The sequence below is a fragment of the uncultured Litoreibacter sp. genome, from assembly GCF_947487515.1.
Lineage (GTDB): Bacteria > Pseudomonadota > Alphaproteobacteria > Rhodobacterales > Rhodobacteraceae > Litoreibacter.
The window spans coordinates 240,150-259,871 of record NZ_CANKWO010000002.1 but is presented as its reverse complement, the minus strand read 5'-3'; the positions used below and the strand labels follow the sequence as shown (position 1 = coordinate 259,871).

Sequence of the window (19,722 nt, the reverse complement as noted above, 5' to 3'; positions counted from 1 at the left end):
GTGCCTAGCGGAAACCAGAGTTTTGATACAGGCTACCGGCTGATAAGAACTCAAAATCAGGGTCCAAAAGCGGTGCCGAAAAACCACCCTCACGTGTTTCCGCGCAAACCTGTTGCAACGGGCGTCGGCTTTGGCGCCGTTTTGCTTTGGGCGTTATTGGCGCTTTTGACCGTCGGATCTGACCCCATTCCCCCGTTTCAACTCAGCGCAATGACCTTTGCGCTTGGCGGCGTGGTTGGGGGCTTGTTCTCGCTGCGGCAGGGGGGCTTGCGTTTGGTTTTGCAAACGACACCAACAGCGGTTTGGGTGCTGGGCATTGGCGGGCTGTTTGGATACCACGCATTGTATTTTTCAGCATTGCGCATGGCACCGGCAGCAGAGGCGGGCTTGATCGCATATCTTTGGCCGTTGCTGATCGTTTTGCTGTCCGGAATGTTGCCCAGTGAAACGCTCAGGCCACTGCATGTGATTGGCGCTGTCGTTTCGTTTGCTGGGGCCGCCTTAATCGTTGCGTGGGGCGGCGCCGGATTTCAGTGGGACTATGCTGCTGGCTATGCCCTTGCGATGCTCTGCGCGTTGACGTGGTCTGGGTATTCCGTTTTGTCGCGGCGCTTCAGCGACGTGCCGACCCAAGTGGTGACCTTCTTTTGTATGTCAGCGGCGGGGCTATCGGCGCTCACCCATTTTGCCTTTGAGCAAACCGTGATCCCTGACAGCACTGTGAGCTGGCTTTCAGTAATGGGCCTCGGGCTTGGGCCCGTGGGATTGGCGTTCTATCTGTGGGATATCGGGGTGAAGCACGGGGATATTCAGCTGTTAGGAACCGCCTCATACGCAGCACCATTGCTTTCGACCTGTGTTCTGATCGTGGCCGGATTTGCCCAAGCGACCACCGTCTTGCTTGTCGCTGCAGGGTTAATCACAGCGGGGGCCGGACTTGCGGCGCTTGGGTCGCGTAAAGGTTAATTCGTGTATTTGGTGATCTCTTCTTTAAGTCGCAGTTTTTGCTTTTTGAGATCGACCACTTCTAGGCCATCAGTACTTGGGCTTTTTTGAGCCTCTTCCACTCGTTGAGACAATGCATCGTGTTTGCGTTTCAGTTCAGACAGGTGAGAACTGATCGTCATGGGCATAACTCCTTATGGTGTGGTTTAGGCATACATTGCAGCACATATGGGGAATCATGTCACGGAAATGTATCGCGGCGGTGCGGCGATAGTTCTTAAAAATCTACCGGATTTCCATGCCTCAGGATGTCTGTCGCTGCCTGCGTGAAGTCATCCCCGTCGCGCAAGTGTCTCGGTCCATCGTGCAGGACCAACGGGTTATGCAATATGCTGCGGGAAGCTCGTCCCTTATGCGCGCGCAGCAAAACACGCCCTGCAGTTTTTCCTGCTCTGGCGGAAATCGGCTTAATTTCGATCAATCCCGCCCGTGGATTAAGCAATTCGATAAGATCCCCGACTCTTTCTGCCAAATGGATGACTGTCACGATGCCCTTGGGTCCGGCGCGACGCAGGGCCGTATCCACCCAAATGGCCAGCGAGGTTTGTTCGCGCAAGGCCTTGTCACGACCTTTGTTTGGCGACGAGGTTCCTGGCCCGTAGTAAGGCGGGTTGAATATGACATGGTCAAAGCTGCGGGCGCGAACGGTCATCGGCAGGTCGGACAGATCGGCGTCCACCACGTCCATTTTGTACCCCGCATCAGCCGCGTTTCGGCGGGCCAGACTGGCATAAGCGGGCTGCAGCTCGACGCCGTTGAGATCAACATCAACCCGTGTGCGCAGGCACAGGGACGCCGTGCCGACACCGCAGCCCAACTCCAGAACAGATTGACCAGAGGTCGCGGGGCAGGCGGCAGCCAAGAGAACGGGATCGGTCGCCGCGCGATAGCCGTCTTGAGGTTGCCAAAGATGCAGCTTACCGCCAAGAAATGCGTCATGGGTAAGTTGCTCGGCATCGAAACTCATGACCGGTTAGCCATCAATGTGAATGTCGTTATCACGCAGAATTGCGCGTGCCATGAACAAATCCTCCTCGCGCACCATCAACCGGCGCGGCAATATGCCAACGGACCCTTCGAGCACACTCATATGGACGTCCATTTCGAACACGCCTATATCTTCCCCTGACAAAAGGGCCTTAGAGAAGGCGATGACTGTAGGATCGTTGCTGCGTAAAAGCTCTTTCATGTGATTGAGTTAACGTCAGTTTGACGGGATTGTCGAGACACGAGGCGGCGCATAAAGATGAGTTTGGATACCCAACCTGTGAAACCACACGAACGACTTCAAACAGCATTGTCTGATGATCTTGCCTCTGTGGGGGCGCTTATCCGTGAACGCATGGCGTCGGAGCATGCCCCGCGCATCCCAGAGGTCACGGCGCATCTTGTCGAAGCTGGCGGCAAACGGGTCCGCCCGATGTTGACCTTGGCGGCCGCGCGGATTTGCGGCTATGAGGGCCCATATCATGTGCATTTGGCCGCAACGGTAGAATTCATTCACACAGCGACATTGTTGCATGACGATGTGGTTGACGAGAGTGCGCAACGCCGAGGGCGACCAGCGGCCAACCTTCTTTGGGACAATAAATCTTCGGTCTTGGTCGGGGATTATCTGTTTGCGCGATCTTTCCAGTTGATGACGGACGCGGGGCGTTTGGATGTGTTGAAGGTGCTCTCGAACGCATCTGCGGTGATTGCGGAAGGCGAAGTTCTGCAACTGACTGCCGCGCAAGACCTGACAACATCTGAAGACATTTATTTGCAAGTTGTACGCGGAAAAACGGCCGCATTGTTTTCTGCCGCGACGCAAGTGGGCGGGATGATCGCCGATGCGCCTGATGCAGTCGTTCAGGCCTTCTACAGCTATGGGGATGCCTTGGGCGTCAGTTTCCAGATCGCGGATGATATCCTTGATTTTGCGGGCGACACTGCCAAGACGGGCAAAAACGTAGGCGACGACTTTCGCGAACGCAAACTGACTTTGCCATTGATCAAAGCGATTGCCGCCGGAGGCGATGCCGATCGCGACTTCTGGGTGCGGACCATTGAGAAGGGTAAGCAGGAGGACGGCGATCTGGATCACGCGCTTCAGTTACTGGCGAAACACGAGGCCTTGGAGCAATCGCGCCAAGACGCTTTGGCGTGGTCCGAGACAGCTAAAAAGGCGCTGGATGCGGTGCCTCAGGGGGCATTAACGGATATGCTGAGCGACTTGGCTGACTATGTGGTGTCGCGGCTGAACTAGCGCGCGTCCCCCAAAGTGCAGGCGTGAACCCACCAGTTTGGATGCCGTTTCGCAATGACCGTGGCTGCATGTTGCGCGGCTTCGGGGTCTGAATACAGGCCAAAGCATGTGGCGCCGGATCCTGACATTCTGGCAAGGTCGCACCTGTTTGTTGCGGCAATCTGAGACAGCACATCGGTGATCACCGGCTCGATTGTTTGGGCGGCAGGCTGCATGTCGTTTCGCTGTTGGCTCAACCAAGAGATGACATCGCGTGAGGACGCAAAACTTGCGGGAGGCGACGTCATTGGCGCGTTGTTCTTCTGCGCAATAGTTTTGAACACTTTTGGCGTTGAAACCTCGACGCGGGGGTTGACCAGAACAGCATCTAAACTGGGGACATCCGGCAGCAATTCGATTTTTTCGCCAATACCCGACATTCGCGCGGTTCTTGACGCAAGGCATACAGGGACGTCCGCGCCCAGCTGCGCCACATGGGCAAAGGTCTGCGGTGTTGGCTCAAAGGGGGCGATTCCCCAGACCCGTGACAACCCGCGGTAGGCGGCAGCGGCGTCGGCAGTCCCGCCACCGATACCTGCCGCCACGGGCAGCCGCTTTGTAAGATGAATATGGGCGCCTTGGTTGGGGCTGAGCAGTTGAGCCGCCGAAAGCACAGAGTTTTTATCTGTCGGAACGGTTCCCGCTTCGGGACCATCGACGGACAGCGATAGGCTTTGCGCAGGGCTGAACCTGAGCGTGTCACCAACAGAGGCAAACATCACAAAGCTGTCTAGCAAATGGTAGCCGTCAGCGCGTAGTCCCGTAAGATGTAAGGCAAGATTGACCTTCGCGGGCGCAAATTCTTCCGTCATCAGTCGTTGGCGGTTTGCGTGGCCCCTGCATTGGCCTCGTCTTCCAAAACTGCGGTCAGCCCGCGCGCCAATTTGCTGCGAATACGGTCCGCATCTGCTTCTTCGGGTTCAAAGGACAGGGCGCGTTTCCATTGGAATTCTGCCTCGCGTTCGCGTCCGACTTTCCAATACACATCGCCAAGATGGTCGTTCACGATGGGATCAACCGGTAGCAGCTCCACGGCGCGCTCCATTGGGGCGACGGCCTCTTCAAAACGGCCAAGGCGGTAAAAAATCCAGCCAAGGCTGTCAGTGATGTAGCCGCTATCGGGGCTTTCCTTCACAGCGGTTTGAATCATGCCCAGGGCTTCATCCAGTTTGATGCGTTGCTCCACCAAGGAATAGCCAAGGTAGTTCAGGACATCAGGATGGTTTGGAGACAATTCTAGCGCCTTGCGGAAATCGAACTCCATCCCGATCAAGTCATCTTGACGTTCCTTTACGATCCCGCGGGCATAGTAAATTCGCCAGTTGTTTCTGTTGCCGATGCCGTTGATTTCCAACGCGCGGGTATAAGCGGCGATGGCTTGGTCGTTCTTATCAGTGCGGCTTAGCATGTCCCCCAAGGTCGAATGGACCATGGACACCGCCTCGTGCGATTTTGACAGCGCGGTCAACACCTCAACAGATGCGTCCTTGCGGTCATCTGAATACAATGCATTGGCGCGGCCAATTTCTGCCAGAACATAGGCTGGGTCTTCAGGGGGAAGCGTCGCATAGGCCTCAGTCGCGAGATCAAACTGGCGCATATCTTCAAGGATCTCGGCGGTCATCAAAACAGCAGCTGCATGGGTCGGTCGGATATGTTGGGCCATGCGAACATAGAGCAAAACATGCTCTGGCGCGGCGCGGCCATTCAATACCGCAGACAGATTGAAGTAGACTTCCGCCACACCTGCACGGGCGTCGGTGACGAAATTGTATTCCAACGGCGTTCCGGACTTCAGACGGGCCTTCAGGTCTTCCAACTCGGCGCTAAACCCATTGACGAGAGCGGCATCAAGAAGCTCTAGCGCGGCCTCTTTGCGGTCCAGTTGGGCCAGAACTTGTGCATGTGCTTCGATCCCGCGCACGCTAAGCACGAGGGGACCAAATCGTTCCCCGCTCAAGATCGCGTCAGCCCCTTCGAAATCGCCAACGGAGGCCAAGGCCAAAGCGTTGTGATAATGAGAAAAGGAGGCGAAGTCTTCGATCTTTGCAACGGATGCGAAGGCGTCAGTCGCATCGGACATCTGACCTTGGCCAAGCAACGCCCATGCACGGGTTAGCCCGTTCAACAGCGGCGCAAGGCCGTCCTTCTCCGGGCTTTCAAGGGCCGTGCGATCAAAGCTGCCATTGGCCACCGCGATGGTGTCGAGTACCAGATCAACGATTTGGTTGCGCCCGCCTGCGGCCTCATATTCAGTGGCGATCTCGGCAGCGCCCAAAATGTCGCCCTGACCGATCATCGCAATAATTGCGTTCTCCTGAAGAAGAAGGTTTTGTGGCTCGGCGGCGATGGCCTTGCGGTAGTAGTGGGTAGCTTCTGTATAGTCGGACGAAAACGTGGCCTGCCGTGCCGCAAGATATGGCCCTGCAAGCCCTTGCTCAGCGGCGAATACCGGTGCGGCACTGGTGGCGAGCGACAACATCAACAATGCGACGCGGTGTTGAATTTTAGTCTTGATCATTACAGTTCGGCCCAATTCATCTTGCGTTCCCTAATGAAGGTAGGTGCGCGCTGACAGGTTGTCCATGACCCGATTGGAAGAAGGGCGCGATGGGATGTTCCCCACCGCGCCATTTCACACTTACATGTTTGGGTAGTTTGGCCCGTCACCGCCCTGAGGCGTCGTCCATACAATGTTTTGCGACGGATCTTTGATGTCGCAGGTCTTGCAGTGTACGCAGTTTTGAAAGTTTATCACGAAGGCGTCATCGACCACCTCGTACACCCCCGCAGGGCAGTAGCGCTGCGCGGGCTCCGCGTATTCGGGCACGTTCACTGACATCGGAATGCTCGCATCCTTCAGTTGAAGATGCGAGGGTTGGCTTTCCTCGTGGTTGGTGGCGGCGAAGGCCACATTGGTCAACCGGTCGAAAGACAACTTGCCGTCTGGCTTGGGGTAGTCGATGACCTTGAAGTCCGCGGCCTTTCCTGTGGCGTCGGCATCAGATTTGCCGTGTTTGAGGTTCAACGGCGACGTGCCGAAGATGTTGTTACACCACATGTCGGCTCCGCCCACGACGAGGGATGCGGTGAGGCCGTAGTTGGACCACAAAGGCTTAACGTTGCGCACGCGCTTGAGGTCTTTCGCGATGACACCTGTGCGGACTTCTGTGTCGTAGCCGTCCAATGTGTCACCGGAGCGGCCCGCGCCAATGGCCTCGAACGCGGCTTCTGCGGCGGCTTTGCCCGACAGCATGGCGTTGTGGTTGCCCTTGATGCGCGGCACATTGACCATACCCGCGGAACAGCCCAGCAATGCGCCCCCTGGGAAAGCGGTTTTTGGCAAGGACTGCCAGCCGCCTTCGGTGATCGCACGTGCGCCGTAGGCCACGCGTTTTCCGCCTTCCAACAGGTCGGCAACCATGGGGTGATGCTTGAAGCGTTGGAATTCCATGTAGGGGAACAGATGCGGGTTTTCGTAGTTCAGGTGAACCACAAACCCTACGTACACTTGGTTGTTCTCAAGGTGGTAGATAAACGACCCGCCGCCCGCGTTGCCGCCCAAAGGCCAACCCATTGTGTGGGTCACGGTGCCTTCCTTGTGCTTGGCTGGATCGATTTCCCAGATTTCTTTCATGCCAAGGCCGTATTTTTGCGGGCTGGAGTCTTTGGCCAGATCGAATTTTTCGATAACTTGCTTGGACAGGGAGCCGCGCACGCCTTCAGACAGGAACACGTATTTGCCGTGCAGCTCCATGCCTGGCTCTGTGTTTTCGCCGTAAGATCCGTCTGCTTCCAGACCGAATACCCCTGCGATCACACCTTTGACCTCGCCGTTGTCGCCATAAACGATGTCGGAGCATGCCATGCCGGGGAAGATTTCGACGCCCATGCCTTCGGCTTGCTCAGCCATCCAGCGGCAGACATTGGCCATGGAGACGATGTAATTGCCGTGGTTGTTCATCAAAGGGGGCATTACCATATTCGGTATGCGGACCTGACCGGCCTCCCCAAGCATGTAAAAGTTGTCGGTTTTGACCTCGGTTTTGATTGGGGCACCCATAGTGCGCCAGTCCGGCAACAGGGCATCAAGACCACAAGGATCAAGCACCGCGCCTGACAGAATATGTGCTCCAACTTCAGAGCCTTTTTCCAACACTACAACGTTGAGGTCTGCATCCAGCTGTTTCAGACGAATAGCGGCGCTAAGGCCGGCTGGGCCTGCCCCTACGATGACTACGTCGTATTCCATGCTTTCGCGTTCAATCTCGGCCATATCTCACTTCCTCTCGCATCACCCTGTAAGGGTGGGTCAGCAACATTGTTAGCTTTTAGCCTTCAATCAAGCAGGAATGTAAGTGGCAATCGCAACGTTACGTCGCCGAAGTGCCGCCCAGAGGGCTGTTACTGCAACAATCGAGACATATCCGTCTATTGCGTAATGCCATCCGTGATAGACCGAGAAGAACATGATCATCGCGGCAAACAGCGCACCAAGGGGGGCCAAGATTCGCGACCGCTCCCAGACGTATAGGAATGTGACGGCTGCAATGCCGACATGAACCGACGGAAACGCCGAGATGCCTGACCCAAGACTTTGGCCGGATTCGGAATAAAGCACCCACAAGTTTTCCTGCACGCCACCAAGCGGGGAGGCCGCAATACCGCTTGTTTCAAGGGCGTTTGAAAGGTCACTAAAGCGGGAGCCCCCCAAAAGGCGGTCATAATAAACCGGCCCAACCGAGCTGCCGATTGCCGCCATTATATTCCCCAAGCCAATCCACACCGCGACGTGAAGGATAATAAACCGCTTGGAACGTTCCGTGTCCGAATCTGTCAAAGCGATAAACACGGGAAGGAAGACGGCCGGAAAGGACCAGACCATAAAGTAAACAATCACCACCAAGCTGGTGGGGATATACGCCGAAATTGCATGGGTGATCACCCATGGGTCCACGCCCATGTGCAACGCCGCATCGAGATCGGCGAAAAACGGGTCAGCGTAGAAGGGTTGCACGAAGGGGATAGACGTCTTCACCAAGGAGAAAGCTGTCGCGAAAACCAAACAGCCCATAACTGCGTAGATCGCTGGAATGATGCGCTCTTTGACGCTGTATTTGCGTGTCAGATACAAAGACGCGCCCAGAGCGACCCCCACGACAGGGACCCAAGCGGCAAAGGACTTCGCCAAATACAAAGAGGTCAAAACGGCCCCCATCAACAGGGCGGCTGGCTGCTCGCGAACGGCAAATATCAATCCGACCGCAAAGGCCAGATATGCCAAGGAAAACAGGAAGTAATATCTCATCATTCGATCGGCCCCCTAAGCCCGTGCGTGGAATTTGCCGAAGTTTCTGGGCAAAAATAAGGAAAATACGGGGTATCGGTATGATTGCGGCCTTTTCACGCGATAGGGGAATGGGCTACATCGCGGCCTAACCGATATAGGAAAGGCTGGCGCATGTTGCGATCTCTGCCACATTCTGTATCGGTGTTTCATGCGGCTTGCCGCCTTACTTATTCTTGCGCAGAAGGCCTCTCGACTGATGGATCACTTTCTTTACCGCGACGGCATTCTGCACGCCGAAAACGTAGCTATCGCCGATATCGCCGCACAGGTTGGCGCGCCGTTCTATGTGTATTCAACCGCGACGCTCAGCCGTCATTTTCGCTTGTTCGACGACGCGTTGGATTGGACCGAGCACCTTGTGTGCTACGCCATGAAGGCCAATTCGAACCAAGCAGTTTTGAAGCTGCTGGGTGATCTGGGCGCAGGCATGGATGTCGTGTCAGGTGGGGAATACCTGCGGGCCAAGGCGGCCGGCATCCCCGGCGAGCGGATCGTTTTCTCTGGCGTGGGCAAAACCCGTGCCGAGATGCGGTTGGCGCTAGAAGGCGGGATTCGCCAGTTCAACATCGAAAGCGAGCCCGAGATGTTGGTGCTCTCTGAGGTGGCGGCGTCTATGGGCGCGATTGCTCCGGTTACCATTCGTGTGAATCCGGATGTTGATGCCAAAACTCATGAGAAAATCGCCACCGGAAAGTCGGAAAACAAATTCGGCATCCCGATTTCGCGGGCCAAAGACGTCTATGCGCAGGCCGCGGCCCTTCCCGGGCTGGACGTGGTGGGCATCGATGTGCACATCGGTAGTCAGTTGACGCAGCTAGAGCCGTTCGGGCAGGCCTTTGACAAAGTCGCAGAACTGACCACTTTGCTGCGTGCTGAAGGCCACAACATCCGCCGCCTCGATCTTGGGGGCGGGCTGGGCATTCCCTATGAGCGGTCCAACGATGCGCCGCCATTGCCGCAAGAATTCGGTCAGCTGGTGCAAGAGAAAGTCGGCCACCTTGGGTGCGAGATCGAAATTGAGCCAGGTCGTTTAATTGCGGGCAACGCAGGTCTTTTGGTGTCTGAGGTAATCTACATCAAAGAAGGTGAAGACCGCAATTTTATGATTATCGACGCCGCGATGAATGACTTGATTCGCCCCGCGATGTATGGCGCGCATCACGATATTATTCCGGTCGTAGAGCCGACGGCGGGCGTAGATCAGGTCAAATACGACATCGTGGGGCCAATTTGTGAAAGCGGTGATACTTTTGCCAAGCAACGTATCATGCCACCTGTGGGGGCTGGCGACCTTGTCGCTTTCCGCTCTGCGGGGGCGTATGGGGCTGTGATGGCGTCTGAGTACAACTCCAGACCGCTAATCCCCGAGGTTTTGGTGCATGAGGATCAATTCGCCGTCATTCGGGAACGTCCGACCTTTGACGAAATGATAAATCGCGATACCATCCCCACGTGGCTATAACGCTATGGTGCGTTAACCCTTTGGGATGACTGGATGACCAAGCCTGACACTGACCTGAACCTTTCCGCTTTGATCTGGCCTGCGCGGCTGACGCTGGCGGGGCTTTGGGCAGAGCGGATCACACATGCTTTCTGGCCGCTTTGGGCGGTTTTATTCGCGGGCATTTCGGTGGCGTTGCTGGCGGCGGGGGCCGGTTCCTCCCCTGCGGTTCTTTGGGGGGTGGCTGCTGCATTTTTCATCGGGTTGGGCTGGGCGATGCTGTTTGCGTGGCGTCGGTTTCAGCGGCCGCGTTGGCAGGACGCGCTGACACGTATTGACCAAACAATGGTGGGGCGACCTGTAACCGCCGCAATGGACACGCAGGCGCTGGGGGCTGGGGATGCTTCGTCCTTAGCGATCTGGCAGGCCCATAAGGCGCGCATGCAGGCCCGCCTTGATGAGGCTGCCGCCGTTTCTCCGAATTTGCAGGTGTCAAAGCACGACCCATACGCCCTTCGCTATGTGGCGTTGCTTTTGTTTGTCATGACGGCGGGGTTCGGCAGTCTTTGGCGAAGCGGCTCACTGGACGATCTGACAACTGGCGTAATGGGCCAAGCCGTCGCCGCAGGCCCTGCATGGGAAATCTGGATCGAGCCACCGGCCTACACCGGTAAGCCGAGCTTGTATTTGAACGATGTCAAAGTGACAGAACTGACTGTTCCAAAAGGCAGCGACCTAACGGTGCGACTTTACGGCCAAGTCGGAAGTTTGACGTTCACAGAAACGGTTTCGGGCGAAGCGCACCCCGAAGGAGAGCAGCCTGAAACGGCGTTCAACCGTGTCATAAATAATGACGGGACAATCCAGATCGGCGGCGATGATGTCGCAGAGTGGCAGGTGACGGCGCTGGCCGATGCCCCTCCGACGGTTCACGTAGAGGGCGAAGTTTCGCGCAAGTTGAACGGCGAAATGGAATTGCCGTTCTCCGCCTCGGATGACTACGGGGTAATGGGAGGAACGGCGACGTTGTCGCTGGATTTGGCGGCTGTGGATCGGCGCTATGGGTTGGTTGTGGCCCCCGAGCCTCGCGAGGATGTCGTGCTGGATTTGCCAATGCCCATCTCTGGCGGGCGGGCAGCGTTTTCGGAGACGCTGATCGAAAACTTGTCAGAGCACCCATGGGCCGGATTGCCCGTTGTGATCGATCTTTCGGTCACGGATGTGTCCGAGCAACAAAGCCAACCAGCCCCGATGTCGGCAGAGTTACCTACTCGGCGGTTCTTTCAGCCCATTGCCAAGGCTCTGGTCGAGCAACGTCGCGATCTGCTTTGGTCCCGCGAGAATGCGCCGCGCATAAGTCAGGTTTTGCGCACGGTGACCTATGACCCCGAAGGTTTCTTTTCCAGCGAAGTCGCCTATCTGACGGTCAGAATGGCGATCACGCGGCTGGAACTGGCCACAGAGTTTGGCATCTCTGATGAGAAGCAGGAAGAAATCGCAGACATGCTTTGGCGGGCCGCGATTTTGCTGGAGGACGGGCGGCTATCCAACGCGCTTGAGCGCCTACAGCGTGCGCAAGATCGGCTGTCGGATGCGATGAAGGAAGGCGCCACCAGCGAAGAGATCGCTGAGCTGATGCAAGAGCTCAACGACGCCATGCAGCAGTATATGGAGCAACTGGCGCAAGAGGGCCAAGAGGGCGGCGAGCAGCAGCAAGCGCAAGGCAAGACACAAACAATCACCGAAGATCAGCTTCAACAAATGCTGGATGAAATTCAGCGGTTGATGGAAGAGGGCCAAATGGCCGAAGCACAGGCCCTGCTGGATCAGTTGATGGAAATGATGAAGAACATGCAGGTGGCCGAAGGGCAGGGCTCTGAAAGCCAGCAAAGCCCAGGGCAACAAGCCATGGAAGGTTTGCAAGAGTCGTTGCGTGATCAGCAAGGCCTAAGTGACGAAGCGTTTCGCGACCTGCAAGAGCAGTTCAATCCGAATGCGCAAGCCGGTGAGAACGAAGGCAACGAGGGGCGCAATGGCGGCCAAGGGCGCGGGGAGAGCCACGAGGGTCAAGGTGGCGCGCAGGGCGAGCAAGACGGCCAGCAAGGGCAGGGTCGTCAACAACCCCAAGGTCAACAGCAAGGCGGAACCGGCGAGGAAAGGTCACTTGCTGATCGCCAACAAGCCCTGCGGGACGAGTTGGAGCGTCAGAAGCGCAACCTACCGGGGCAAGGCTCTGCTGAGGGCGATGCCGCCCGCGAGGCACTTGGTCGCGCAGGCGAGGCCATGGAGCGCGCAGAAGATGCCCTGCGCAATGAAGAAACAGCCGAAGCGCTTGGCGCGCAATCCGACGCAATGGAAGCTTTGCGCGAAGGAATGCGAAGCCTTAGTGAAGCGATGGCGCAGGACCGTCAAAACGGGGACCCGCAACAAGGGCAAAACCGCAATCAGGCGTCGCGACAAAATCGTGACCCGCTGGGTCGTGAGCAAGGGTCGAACGGGGTGATTGGCTCCGATGAGCAGATGATGCAGGAGGAAAGCCGTCAACGAAGATCCCGCGAATTGCTAGATGAAATTCGTCGCAGATCCGGCGAGCAAGCCCGCCCAGAAATTGAGCGCAATTACCTGAAACGTCTGCTGGACCAGTTTTAGCCTTAAGGCTCGGCGTTTGCTGAATCGCCCATTTTGTCGACAAGCCCTTGCGTGGCGGTATCCAGCCAAATGCGCAAACTGTCGACGCCTGACACATAGCTTTCTAACGCTCCGGTTAGCGCGGGCACGCGTTGCGCAAGCTGTGGTGCGTAGACGTAGAGCAGCATCAGCCCCACGGCCAGAAGCAACATCAGGCCAAAACCAAGGCGAAATCCGCTGCTGCCACGTGTGGGGAGCGTCTCGTTGCCCTGCTCCGCGCGGCGCGCGGCTTCTGCTTCTGCCTCAGCGGCTTCGGGCGACAAGGTAGAGTTGATCTCTTCAATGTCGGGCAGCAACTCTTTCTTGTTTTGAAAATCATCACGTTGCGGCGCAGGCTCCAAGGCGACGTCTTCGTCTTCAATCGTGGTCGTATCCGGTTCCAAGCCGCGGCGTCGTGCCATGCGATCCCGCGCGGCAGACGCGCGTGCCTCGGATTCTGTATCATCCAACCCCAAATCGGGTTGTGTCTCGACACCGCCCATCTCGGCTTTGCGGGCGGCAGTTTCAAGAGCGACTTCTTCGTGAATCACGTCGAGTGCTTCGGCACTTACCGTGGGCTTGCGCGCAGATAGGGCAGCAATGGCTGCGGCGGGCAACTCCGGTTCGGTTTCCGGTTCTTCGGCTTCAGCTTCAGGGGCGTCTGCAGGTGCCTGTGGGGCTGGTTCGGACTGCGGTTCCGGCTCTGGCTCCTGCTCTGACTCTGGCTTGGGGTCAGGCTCGGGCTCTGTCGTTTGTTCTGCTTCGACAGGGTCCTGTGGGGCGTTTGCTGCGGCTTGAAACCAAGTTGTGGTGCAATTGGAGCACTGCACGTCCCGACCTTCGGCCGGCACGAGGCTATCGTCAACTTCATATTCTGCATCGCAATTTGGGCAAACCAGCCGCATGATATCTCCGTTTTCCTGCGCTAAAGCCTTGGCCCAGCACAAATCTAACCAAGTCTTAGCCTGTGGTCAGGCGTATTCCAAGCATTGTTGTTTCCAATTGATTGCAACTGTTGCCAGCTATGGCGTAATTGTTGCGCAATCGAATTTGGAGCTTCCCTTGTGATTGAATTGGAAAATGTAGCCTACAGCTATGGTGGTGGTGATCTGCTGACGGATATATCGCTACGGCTGCAGGCTGGCTCGTTTCACTTTTTGACGGGGCCGTCTGGGGCAGGGAAGTCGACCTTTTTGAAGCTGTGTTACATGGAATTGGCCGCGTCCAAAGGGTTGGTGCAGGTGTTCGATCAAGACGTCGCGACCCTTGGCCGTGACCAGATCGCCCTAAACCGCCGCCGCATTGGGGTGGTTCACCAAGAGTGCCAATTCCTCGATCACCTGTCTGTTGCCGAAAACATCGCGTTACCATTGACTGTCTCGGGGCGCGACGTGGCTGGCGAGCGTCAAAACCTTGCGGATTTGATCAATTGGGTGGGCTTGACCAAGCAGCAAAACCAATTGCCGCCGGAACTCTCCGGAGGGGAGCGGCAGCGTGCGGCCTTAGCGCGTGCGGTCATCATGGGGCCGGATGTGATTTTGGCGGATGAACCCACGGGAAATGTCGATTGGGAGATGTCTCAGCGGCTGATGTCTTTGCTGATCGAGCTGAACAAAATGGGCAAATCGGTGTTGGTTGCAACGCATGATTTGAACCTGATCCGCTCCACCAAGGCGCAAGTCTCTGCCCGCGTTTTGCGTATAAAAGACAAGCGGTTACAACTGGCGGGGGCGGATTTGTGAGCATCGTGACCGCAGTGAAGGACGCCCTTGCCTCCCTTGGTGAACTTGCAGGTGGGGATCGCGCTGCCGATCGTGTGGTTCCCCCCACTGGATTTACCGCTACGCTTACTACGTTCACCGCAGCTGCGATGGCGTTTCTGGCGGTTTTTGCCTTGGCATTGTCCTTGGCCACAGGGCGGTTGGCCGAACGATGGGCCAGCGAGTTGGCACAAACCTCGACCGTTCGGATATCTGCTCCGATCGAAGAGATCGAAGCGCAGACATTGGCCGCGCAAGAGGTGTTGCGCACCACCCCGGGCGTTATCCGGTCACGGATCATGTCCGAAGAAGAGCAAATGTTGCTGCTTGAGCCATGGTTCGGTCCCGACTTACCTTTGGAGGACCTGCCGATTCCGCGCCTGATTGAGGTTGTCGAGGATGAGAAAGGCTATGATGCCGCCGGATTGCGTTTGCGTTTGGCTGGCGAGGCACCGGGTGCCTTTTTGGATGACCACACACGCTGGCGGCGTCCACTTGTCAGCGCGGCAAACCGGCTGCGTGGTTTGGGGTGGATCGCGATTGCTCTGATCGCATTTTCAACGGGGGCCATGATCACGTTGGCGGCCCGCGCAGCGCTTGCGGCGAACGCGCAGGTGATCCGTGTGACGCGGCTGGTGGGGGCGCGAGATGTCTATATCGCCCGTGCATTTGTACGCAGGTTTACGATTCGCGCGACTTTGGGCGCGGCGGTTGGGACGGTGTTGGCCACTATCGCGATTGCATTGTTGCCTGACGCGGCGGACGAGGGAGCCTTTCTAACGGGCCTTGGATTTCAAGGCTGGCATTGGCTTTGGCCGTTGACCATTCCGTTGCTGGCGGCTTTGGTGGCCTTCTGGGCAACGCGAAGCGCCGCGTTGCGGGTTTTGAGCGAGGTAAAGTGACCATGAAATACGCTGTGCAATGGGTGCGCTCATTGGTGTTTAATGTGTCGATGTATGCCGCAATGCCGGTTTTGGCGATTGTGTATTTGCCTTGGGCAATGTTCAGCGCCAACGGTGCTGTGGCCGCGTGCCACGCCTATTGTCGCTACGTGATCTGGACTGCGGGCTGGATGATCAATTTGCGCTGCGAAGTGCGTGGGACGCCGCCCGTGGATGAAGTTCTCGTCGCCGCGAAACACCAGTCGTTTCTTGATATATTGATGATCTACAACGCGATCCCGCGGGGCAAATTCATTATGAAGGCGATCTTGCTGTATGCGCCAATTCTGGGGCAATACGCTTACCGTATCGGGTGCATTCCGGTTAACCGAGGCAAGCGTGGTGCGGCAATCTCCAAGATGTTGGCGGATGTTGAAAAGGGCGACAAAATGCCCGGCCAATTGGTGATCTATTCGCAAGGCACACGTTTGGCGCCAGGTGTGAAGAAGCCCTATAAAATCGGCTCGGCGGTCCTCTATGAGCAGTTGGGGCAAACCTGCCATCCGGTCGCCACCAACGCAGGCGTCTTCTGGCCGCGCCGTGGGATCTACCGAAAACCAGGTGTGGCCGTCGTGGAGTTTCTGGATCCGATTGCTGCCGGTTTGACCAAAGAGGCCTTCATCGCACAGCTTGAGGCCGAGGTCGAAGCTGCATCTGATCGTTTGCTGGTAGAGGCCGGATTTACCCCCAAGGATACATAGATGGAATTTGTCACTGATGTTGCCCAGCTAGACGCAGTTTACGGCGCCCCTGCGGAGGCATCTTTGGTGAAGGTTGCGGACCGTTTGACGCCTGCTTACCGCAAGTGGATCGAGGCATCCCAGTTCTGCGTGATTTCGACCGTGGGGCCGGAAGGCGTCGATGGCTCGCCGCGTGGTGACGATGGCCCTGTTGTGCAGGAGTTGGATGAGTTCACTCTGGCGATGCCGGACTGGCGCGGGAACAACCGTATCGACAGCCTGCGCAACATCGTTCGTGATCCGCGCATTGCCTTGATGTTTATGGTGGCAGGGTCAAATAATGTCGTTCGCGTCAACGGCGACGCGAAGGTTACATTTGACGAACAGTTCCGTTCTCGATTCAGCGATAAGGGGCGCCTGCCGCGATCCGTCATCGTGATCAAAATCAATGAGGTGTATTCCCAATGCGCCCGCGCCTTGATGCGCGCGAACTTGTGGCGAGGAAGGCCGGCAGACGTTGAGCTGCCGTCCGTTGGCGACATGCTTGCGGAGCTCAAAGCCGGATTTGATGGCAAGACCTATGACGCGGCATGGGGCGCGCGTGCCAAGGATACAATGTGGTAGGCAGATTGGCCTAAGCGGCCAGTCCTTTTGAACCCAGCCCTAGGTATTTGCTCCGGCGGTCTTTGATCAGCGCGGCGCTGTCCATTTTAGACAGCTCGTCGATCATTTCACCGAGTGCTTTCCCCACTTCCTCGATCGCGGCCTTGGCGTCCCGTTGCGCCCCGCCAACCGGCTCTGGGATGATGCGGTCACAAACACCCAGTTGGTTCAGATCCTGAGCGGTCAGGCGCAGGGCTTCGGCGGCTTCGCGCATTTTCTCGGCGTTTTTCCACAAGATTGCGGCACAACCTTCGGGAGTGATGACCGAGTAGATTGAATGCTCCAGCATGGCGACACGGTTAGCAGTGGCAAAGGCCACCGCCCCGCCGGACCCGCCTTCACCGATAATAACAGAGACCAATGGCACCCCGATCTCCAAGCATTTCTGGGTCGAGCGCGCGATGGCTTCCGATTGTCCACGCTCCTCCGCGCCTTTGCCCGGGTAGGCGCCTGGAGTGTCCACAAGGGTTATCACCGGCAAGCCAAAGCGGTGCGCGAGGTCCATAAGGCGGATCGCCTTGCGGTATCCTTCTGGGCGGGCCATGCCGAAATTTCGCTCGATGCGGGATTTGGTGTCGTGGCCTTTTTCCTGACCGATCACGACCACCGAGCGATCTCCAAGGCGGGCCAAGCCCCCCATGACCGCGTGGTCATCTGCGAAGTTCCGGTCACCGGCCAGCGGCGTGTATTCGTCGAACAGGGCCTCAATGTAGTCTTTGCAATGCGGGCGGTCGGGATGACGGGCAACCAGACATTTGCGCCAAGGGGTTAGGTCCTTGTACATGTCTTGCAATAGGTCTGCGGCCTTTTGATCCAGCGCTTCGGCTTCCTTTTCAATGTCCATTTCCTCGTTTTCGCGGGCCATGGCGCGTAGCTCTTCGGCTTTGCCTTCAATTTCAGCAAGGGGCTTTTCGAACTCAAGGTAGTTGGTCATTTGGGACTCCAAGTTGCTTGGTGGCTATATGACCATGCTTTGCGGCAGATGCAACTCAGCAAGATTTGTGAATTTGCCCTAAGGTAGACCTTCCAGCGTGACGGAACGGAGTTAAGAATGAAGAACCCCTACGAGGCCCGCCTGCTGCGCGTCATGGATTACATCTACGACAATCCTGCTGAGGACCTGTCATTGGATGTGTTGGCAGATGTGGCTGCGATGAGCAGATTTCACTGGCATCGCGTCTTTCACGGGATGACCGGAGAGACCTGTGCTGCGGCCGTGCGCAGGGTGCGTATGTACCGAGCGGCCTGCTGGTTGGTTCAAAAGGACTGGACAGTGAATCAGATCGCCAAGCGTGTGGGGTATGACAATGTGTCGAGCTTCTCACGGGTGTTTCGCGAAGGGCATGGCTTAACTCCAGCTGCGTTTCGATCGCGCGTGGCGGTGATCCCGCCTCGTTTGGAAAACGAAAAAGGAAGTTACACAATGTATCCTGTAGATATAAAAACACGACCAGCTGGACGCTTGGCCGCACTTGGCAGCACTTGGCCATACCGGCGCATATATGGAAATAGGCAAGAAGTTTGAGGCATTGTCCGCGATGTTTTCATCCCGCGGGCTTTGGCCAGCTGCACGAGGCATGGCGGGGGTATACTACGATGACCCGAATGCGGTTGCTGAAGCAAAATTGCGCAGCCACGCGGGTATTTTGGTCGGTGATGATTTTGTGATGCCCGAGGACATGGAAGATTTGACAATCACGCCAGGCAAAGTTGCGGTGATGACGTTCAAAGGTTCATATTCGGGATTGAAGGCCGGATATGACTATCTTTATGGCGAGTGGCTTCCGCAAAGTGGGGAAGAGCCTCGGGACGCCCCTGCGATGGAAATCTATCTGAATGACCCATCTGATACCGCAGCCGAAGACCTGCTAACCGAGGTTTGTCTGCCCTTGAAGTAGACCGCAGCGGGCCGCTCGTCCGGAAGACAGCGGCCCGTCTCTTTTAGCTGTTGATCATCTCGAATTGAGTCACGATGACCTCAGCTTGTTTGATGGAGGCAATGTCTACCAACCGGCCTTTATACACCGTGGCGCCTTCGCCATTGGCCTTGGCCGTTTCCATCGCAGCGAGGATCTCGCGGGCTTCGTTGACTTGTTCTTCGGAGGGGGTGAACACCTCATTGGACAATGCAATTTGTTTGGGGTGGATCGCCCATTTCCCCACCATGCCCAGTACCGCAGAGCGGCGGGCTTGAGCGCGGAAGCCCTCATCATCCGAGAAGTCCCCGAACGGGCCGTCAACTGGCAGCACGCCGTGGGTCCGCGCGGCGGCCACGATCTTGGCTTGCGCCCAATGCCATGGGTCAGACCAGTGCTGGTTGCCGCCCTGCAGCATGTAGTAATTGTCTTGGGTGCCTCCGATGCCGGTGGTTTGCATCCCCATAGAGGCCGCGAAATCGGCAGCGCCCAACGACATGGCCTGCAACCTTGGAGAGGACGCGGCGATTTCCTCGGCGTGAGCAATGCCCGCGGCGCTTTCGATGATGACTTCGAAACTGATCTTTTTCTGACGTCCCTTTGCGGCCTCAATCGCAGTGACCAAAGCGTCTACAGCGTAGATATCTGCGGCACATCCGACCTTCGGGATCATGATCTGGTCAAGGCGTTCGGAAGATTGCTCAAGTAAATCAACGACATCTCGGTACCAGTAAGGGGTGTCCAACCCGTTGATGCGAACGGACAGATACTTGGTGCCCCAATCCACGTCATGAGTGGCCTGAATGACATTTGCACGGGCCACGTCCTTATCCGTTGGGGCCACGGAATCTTCGAGATCAAGGTTGATGACGTCAGCGGCGGAGGCGGCCATTTTTTCAAACAACGCAGTGCGTGAGCCTGGGCCGAAAAGTTGGCAGCGGTTTGGACGGGCAGGAGAGGCGGGTTGCAGTCGGAAACTCATGTGCGGTTACTCTCAAGTAATGAAGTTACG

The 19,722-nt window shown here is 56.9% G+C and carries 20 protein-coding genes and 1 pseudogene; 11 read left to right on the top strand and 10 right to left on the bottom strand.

What is annotated here, in order from left to right:
- Window positions 1–72 precede the first annotated feature (72 nt).
- Window positions 73–966, top strand: a complete 894-nt coding sequence (locus Q0746_RS06845; protein ID WP_298258583.1) for an EamA family transporter — start codon at window positions 73–75, stop codon at window positions 964–966.
- On the opposite strand, the gene Q0746_RS06840 is transcribed toward Q0746_RS06845, so the two are convergent.
- The 3 genes from Q0746_RS06840 to Q0746_RS06830 form a co-directional block, all read right to left on the bottom strand.
- Window positions 963–1,127: a DUF465 domain-containing protein gene (locus tag Q0746_RS06840; protein ID WP_298258581.1), complete on the bottom strand. Its 165-nt coding sequence runs from the start codon at window positions 1,125–1,127 to the stop codon at window positions 963–965. The two genes, Q0746_RS06845 and Q0746_RS06840, sit on opposite strands and share 4 nt — an antisense overlap.
- A 95-nt stretch (window positions 1,128–1,222) precedes the next feature.
- Window positions 1,223–1,972, bottom strand: a complete 750-nt coding sequence (locus tag Q0746_RS06835; RefSeq protein WP_298258579.1) for a methyltransferase domain-containing protein — start codon at window positions 1,970–1,972, stop codon at window positions 1,223–1,225.
- A 6-nt stretch (window positions 1,973–1,978) separates the two neighbouring features.
- Entirely contained in the window at window positions 1,979–2,194 is a 216-nt protein-coding gene (locus Q0746_RS06830; RefSeq protein ID WP_298258577.1) for a DUF2007 domain-containing protein, read from the bottom strand.
- A gap of 57 nt (window positions 2,195–2,251) precedes the next feature.
- Between Q0746_RS06830 and Q0746_RS06825 the strand changes: the two genes are divergently transcribed.
- On the top strand, window positions 2,252–3,253 hold the full coding sequence (locus Q0746_RS06825; RefSeq protein WP_298258575.1) for a polyprenyl synthetase family protein: 1,002 nt from the start codon (window positions 2,252–2,254) through the stop codon (window positions 3,251–3,253).
- Here the strand turns inward: Q0746_RS06825 and Q0746_RS06820 are convergent.
- The 4 genes from Q0746_RS06820 to Q0746_RS06805 form a co-directional block, all read right to left on the bottom strand.
- Window positions 3,250–4,104: a 4-(cytidine 5'-diphospho)-2-C-methyl-D-erythritol kinase gene (locus Q0746_RS06820; protein WP_298258572.1), complete on the bottom strand. Its 855-nt coding sequence runs from the start codon at window positions 4,102–4,104 to the stop codon at window positions 3,250–3,252. The genes Q0746_RS06825 and Q0746_RS06820 overlap by 4 nt on opposite strands.
- A complete protein-coding gene (locus Q0746_RS06815) occupies window positions 4,104–5,813 on the bottom strand; it encodes a tetratricopeptide repeat protein (RefSeq protein WP_298258570.1) in 1,710 nt (569 codons plus the stop codon). Before Q0746_RS06815 ends, Q0746_RS06820 begins: the two co-directional genes overlap by 1 nt.
- 120 nt (window positions 5,814–5,933) lie before the next feature.
- Window positions 5,934–7,568 carry an electron transfer flavoprotein-ubiquinone oxidoreductase gene (locus Q0746_RS06810; protein ID WP_298258568.1) on the bottom strand — a complete coding sequence of 545 codons (1,635 nt, stop codon included), beginning with the start codon at window positions 7,566–7,568 and terminating at the stop codon, window positions 5,934–5,936.
- A gap of 66 nt (window positions 7,569–7,634) precedes the next feature.
- The gene (locus Q0746_RS06805; protein ID WP_298258566.1) at window positions 7,635–8,603 is read right to left on the bottom strand and encodes a phosphatase PAP2 family protein; all 969 of its coding nucleotides are present in this window, start codon (window positions 8,601–8,603) and stop codon (window positions 7,635–7,637) included.
- A 137-nt stretch (window positions 8,604–8,740) separates the two neighbouring features.
- On the opposite strand from Q0746_RS06805, the pseudogene Q0746_RS06800 reads away from it, so the two are divergent.
- The 3 genes and pseudogenes from Q0746_RS06800 to Q0746_RS06790 all read left to right on the top strand — a co-directional run.
- Window positions 8,741–8,839: pseudogene (locus Q0746_RS06800) on the top strand (DUF2834 domain-containing protein); the annotation flags it as partial.
- Complete coding sequence (gene lysA / locus Q0746_RS06795) at window positions 8,839–10,104, top strand: diaminopimelate decarboxylase (protein ID WP_298258564.1); 1,266 nt, start codon at window positions 8,839–8,841, stop codon at window positions 10,102–10,104. The pseudogene Q0746_RS06800 and the gene lysA, both read left to right, overlap by 1 nt.
- Window positions 10,105–10,137: 33 nt before the next feature.
- Window positions 10,138–12,732, top strand: a complete 2,595-nt coding sequence (locus tag Q0746_RS06790) for a TIGR02302 family protein (RefSeq protein ID WP_298258562.1) — start codon at window positions 10,138–10,140, stop codon at window positions 12,730–12,732.
- A 2-nt stretch (window positions 12,733–12,734) separates the two neighbouring features.
- Here the strand turns inward: Q0746_RS06790 and Q0746_RS06785 are convergent, their stop codons facing one another.
- Entirely contained in the window at window positions 12,735–13,655 is a 921-nt protein-coding gene (locus Q0746_RS06785; RefSeq protein ID WP_298258560.1) for a zinc-ribbon domain-containing protein, read from the bottom strand.
- Window positions 13,656–13,814: 159 nt separating this feature from the next.
- Between Q0746_RS06785 and Q0746_RS06780 the strand changes: the two genes are divergently transcribed.
- Genes Q0746_RS06780 through Q0746_RS06765 form a run of 4 tightly spaced genes read left to right on the top strand, consistent with a single transcriptional unit; the run spans window position 13,815 to window position 16,755 of the window.
- A complete protein-coding gene (locus Q0746_RS06780; RefSeq protein WP_298258558.1) occupies window positions 13,815–14,492 on the top strand; it encodes an ATP-binding cassette domain-containing protein in 678 nt (225 codons plus the stop codon).
- 14 nt (window positions 14,493–14,506) lie between these two features.
- On the top strand, window positions 14,507–15,412 hold the full coding sequence (locus Q0746_RS06775; RefSeq protein WP_298259694.1) for an FtsX-like permease family protein: 906 nt from the start codon (window positions 14,507–14,509) through the stop codon (window positions 15,410–15,412).
- Window positions 15,413–15,414: 2 nt separating this feature from the next.
- Window positions 15,415–16,152, top strand: coding sequence for a lysophospholipid acyltransferase family protein (locus Q0746_RS06770; RefSeq protein WP_298258556.1), 738 nt, complete (start codon window positions 15,415–15,417; stop codon window positions 16,150–16,152).
- Window positions 16,153–16,755 carry a pyridoxamine 5'-phosphate oxidase family protein gene (locus Q0746_RS06765; protein WP_298258554.1) on the top strand — a complete coding sequence of 201 codons (603 nt, stop codon included), beginning with the start codon at window positions 16,153–16,155 and terminating at the stop codon, window positions 16,753–16,755.
- A 10-nt stretch (window positions 16,756–16,765) separates the two neighbouring features.
- Here the strand turns inward: Q0746_RS06765 and Q0746_RS06760 are convergent, their stop codons facing one another.
- Window positions 16,766–17,728 (bottom strand): acetyl-CoA carboxylase carboxyltransferase subunit alpha, encoded by a 963-nt coding sequence (locus Q0746_RS06760; protein WP_298258552.1) that lies wholly within the window; start codon window positions 17,726–17,728, stop codon window positions 16,766–16,768.
- A gap of 117 nt (window positions 17,729–17,845) precedes the next feature.
- Here Q0746_RS06760 and Q0746_RS16700 point away from each other — a divergent pair, with 117 nt between their 5' ends.
- Window positions 17,846–18,319 (top strand): AraC family transcriptional regulator, encoded by a 474-nt coding sequence (locus Q0746_RS16700; protein WP_363322744.1) that lies wholly within the window; start codon window positions 17,846–17,848, stop codon window positions 18,317–18,319.
- Window positions 18,297–18,692, top strand: a complete 396-nt coding sequence (locus Q0746_RS16695; RefSeq protein WP_363322743.1) for a GyrI-like domain-containing protein — start codon at window positions 18,297–18,299, stop codon at window positions 18,690–18,692. Before Q0746_RS16700 ends, Q0746_RS16695 begins: the two co-directional genes overlap by 23 nt.
- Before the next feature lie 43 nt (window positions 18,693–18,735).
- Here Q0746_RS16695 and Q0746_RS06750 read toward each other — a convergent pair whose 3' ends face one another.
- Window positions 18,736–19,692: an L-malyl-CoA/beta-methylmalyl-CoA lyase gene (locus Q0746_RS06750; RefSeq protein ID WP_298258550.1), complete on the bottom strand. Its 957-nt coding sequence runs from the start codon at window positions 19,690–19,692 to the stop codon at window positions 18,736–18,738.
- Window positions 19,693–19,722: the final 30 nt, after the last annotated feature.

Excerpts from the sequence above, each read along its gene's own strand:
- Q0746_RS06840 (WP_298258581.1), bottom strand. The coding sequence starts at position 1,127 with ATGACGATCAGTTCTCACCTGTCTGAACTGAAACGCAAACACGATGCA.
- Q0746_RS06835 (WP_298258579.1), bottom strand. The coding sequence starts at position 1,972 with ATGAGTTTCGATGCCGAGCAACTTACCCATGACGCATTTCTTGGCGGT.
- Q0746_RS06830 (WP_298258577.1), bottom strand. The coding sequence starts at position 2,194 with ATGAAAGAGCTTTTACGCAGCAACGATCCTACAGTCATCGCCTTCTCT.
- Q0746_RS06825 (WP_298258575.1), top strand. The coding sequence starts at position 2,252 with ATGAGTTTGGATACCCAACCTGTGAAACCACACGAACGACTTCAAACA.
- Q0746_RS06820 (WP_298258572.1), bottom strand. The coding sequence starts at position 4,104 with ATGACGGAAGAATTTGCGCCCGCGAAGGTCAATCTTGCCTTACATCTT.
- Q0746_RS06815 (WP_298258570.1), bottom strand. The coding sequence starts at position 5,813 with ATGATCAAGACTAAAATTCAACACCGCGTCGCATTGTTGATGTTGTCG.
- Q0746_RS06810 (WP_298258568.1), bottom strand. The coding sequence starts at position 7,568 with ATGGCCGAGATTGAACGCGAAAGCATGGAATACGACGTAGTCATCGTA.
- Q0746_RS06805 (WP_298258566.1), bottom strand. The coding sequence starts at position 8,603 with ATGATGAGATATTACTTCCTGTTTTCCTTGGCATATCTGGCCTTTGCG.
- lysA (WP_298258564.1), top strand. The coding sequence starts at position 8,839 with ATGGATCACTTTCTTTACCGCGACGGCATTCTGCACGCCGAAAACGTA.
- Q0746_RS06790 (WP_298258562.1), top strand. The coding sequence starts at position 10,138 with ATGACCAAGCCTGACACTGACCTGAACCTTTCCGCTTTGATCTGGCCT.
- Q0746_RS06785 (WP_298258560.1), bottom strand. The coding sequence starts at position 13,655 with ATGCGGCTGGTTTGCCCAAATTGCGATGCAGAATATGAAGTTGACGAT.
- Q0746_RS06770 (WP_298258556.1), top strand. The coding sequence starts at position 15,415 with ATGAAATACGCTGTGCAATGGGTGCGCTCATTGGTGTTTAATGTGTCG.
- Q0746_RS06765 (WP_298258554.1), top strand. The coding sequence starts at position 16,153 with ATGGAATTTGTCACTGATGTTGCCCAGCTAGACGCAGTTTACGGCGCC.
- Q0746_RS06760 (WP_298258552.1), bottom strand. The coding sequence starts at position 17,728 with ATGACCAACTACCTTGAGTTCGAAAAGCCCCTTGCTGAAATTGAAGGC.
- Q0746_RS16700 (WP_363322744.1), top strand. The coding sequence starts at position 17,846 with ATGAAGAACCCCTACGAGGCCCGCCTGCTGCGCGTCATGGATTACATC.
- Q0746_RS16695 (WP_363322743.1), top strand. The coding sequence starts at position 18,297 with ATGGAAATAGGCAAGAAGTTTGAGGCATTGTCCGCGATGTTTTCATCC.
- Q0746_RS06750 (WP_298258550.1), bottom strand. The coding sequence starts at position 19,692 with ATGAGTTTCCGACTGCAACCCGCCTCTCCTGCCCGTCCAAACCGCTGC.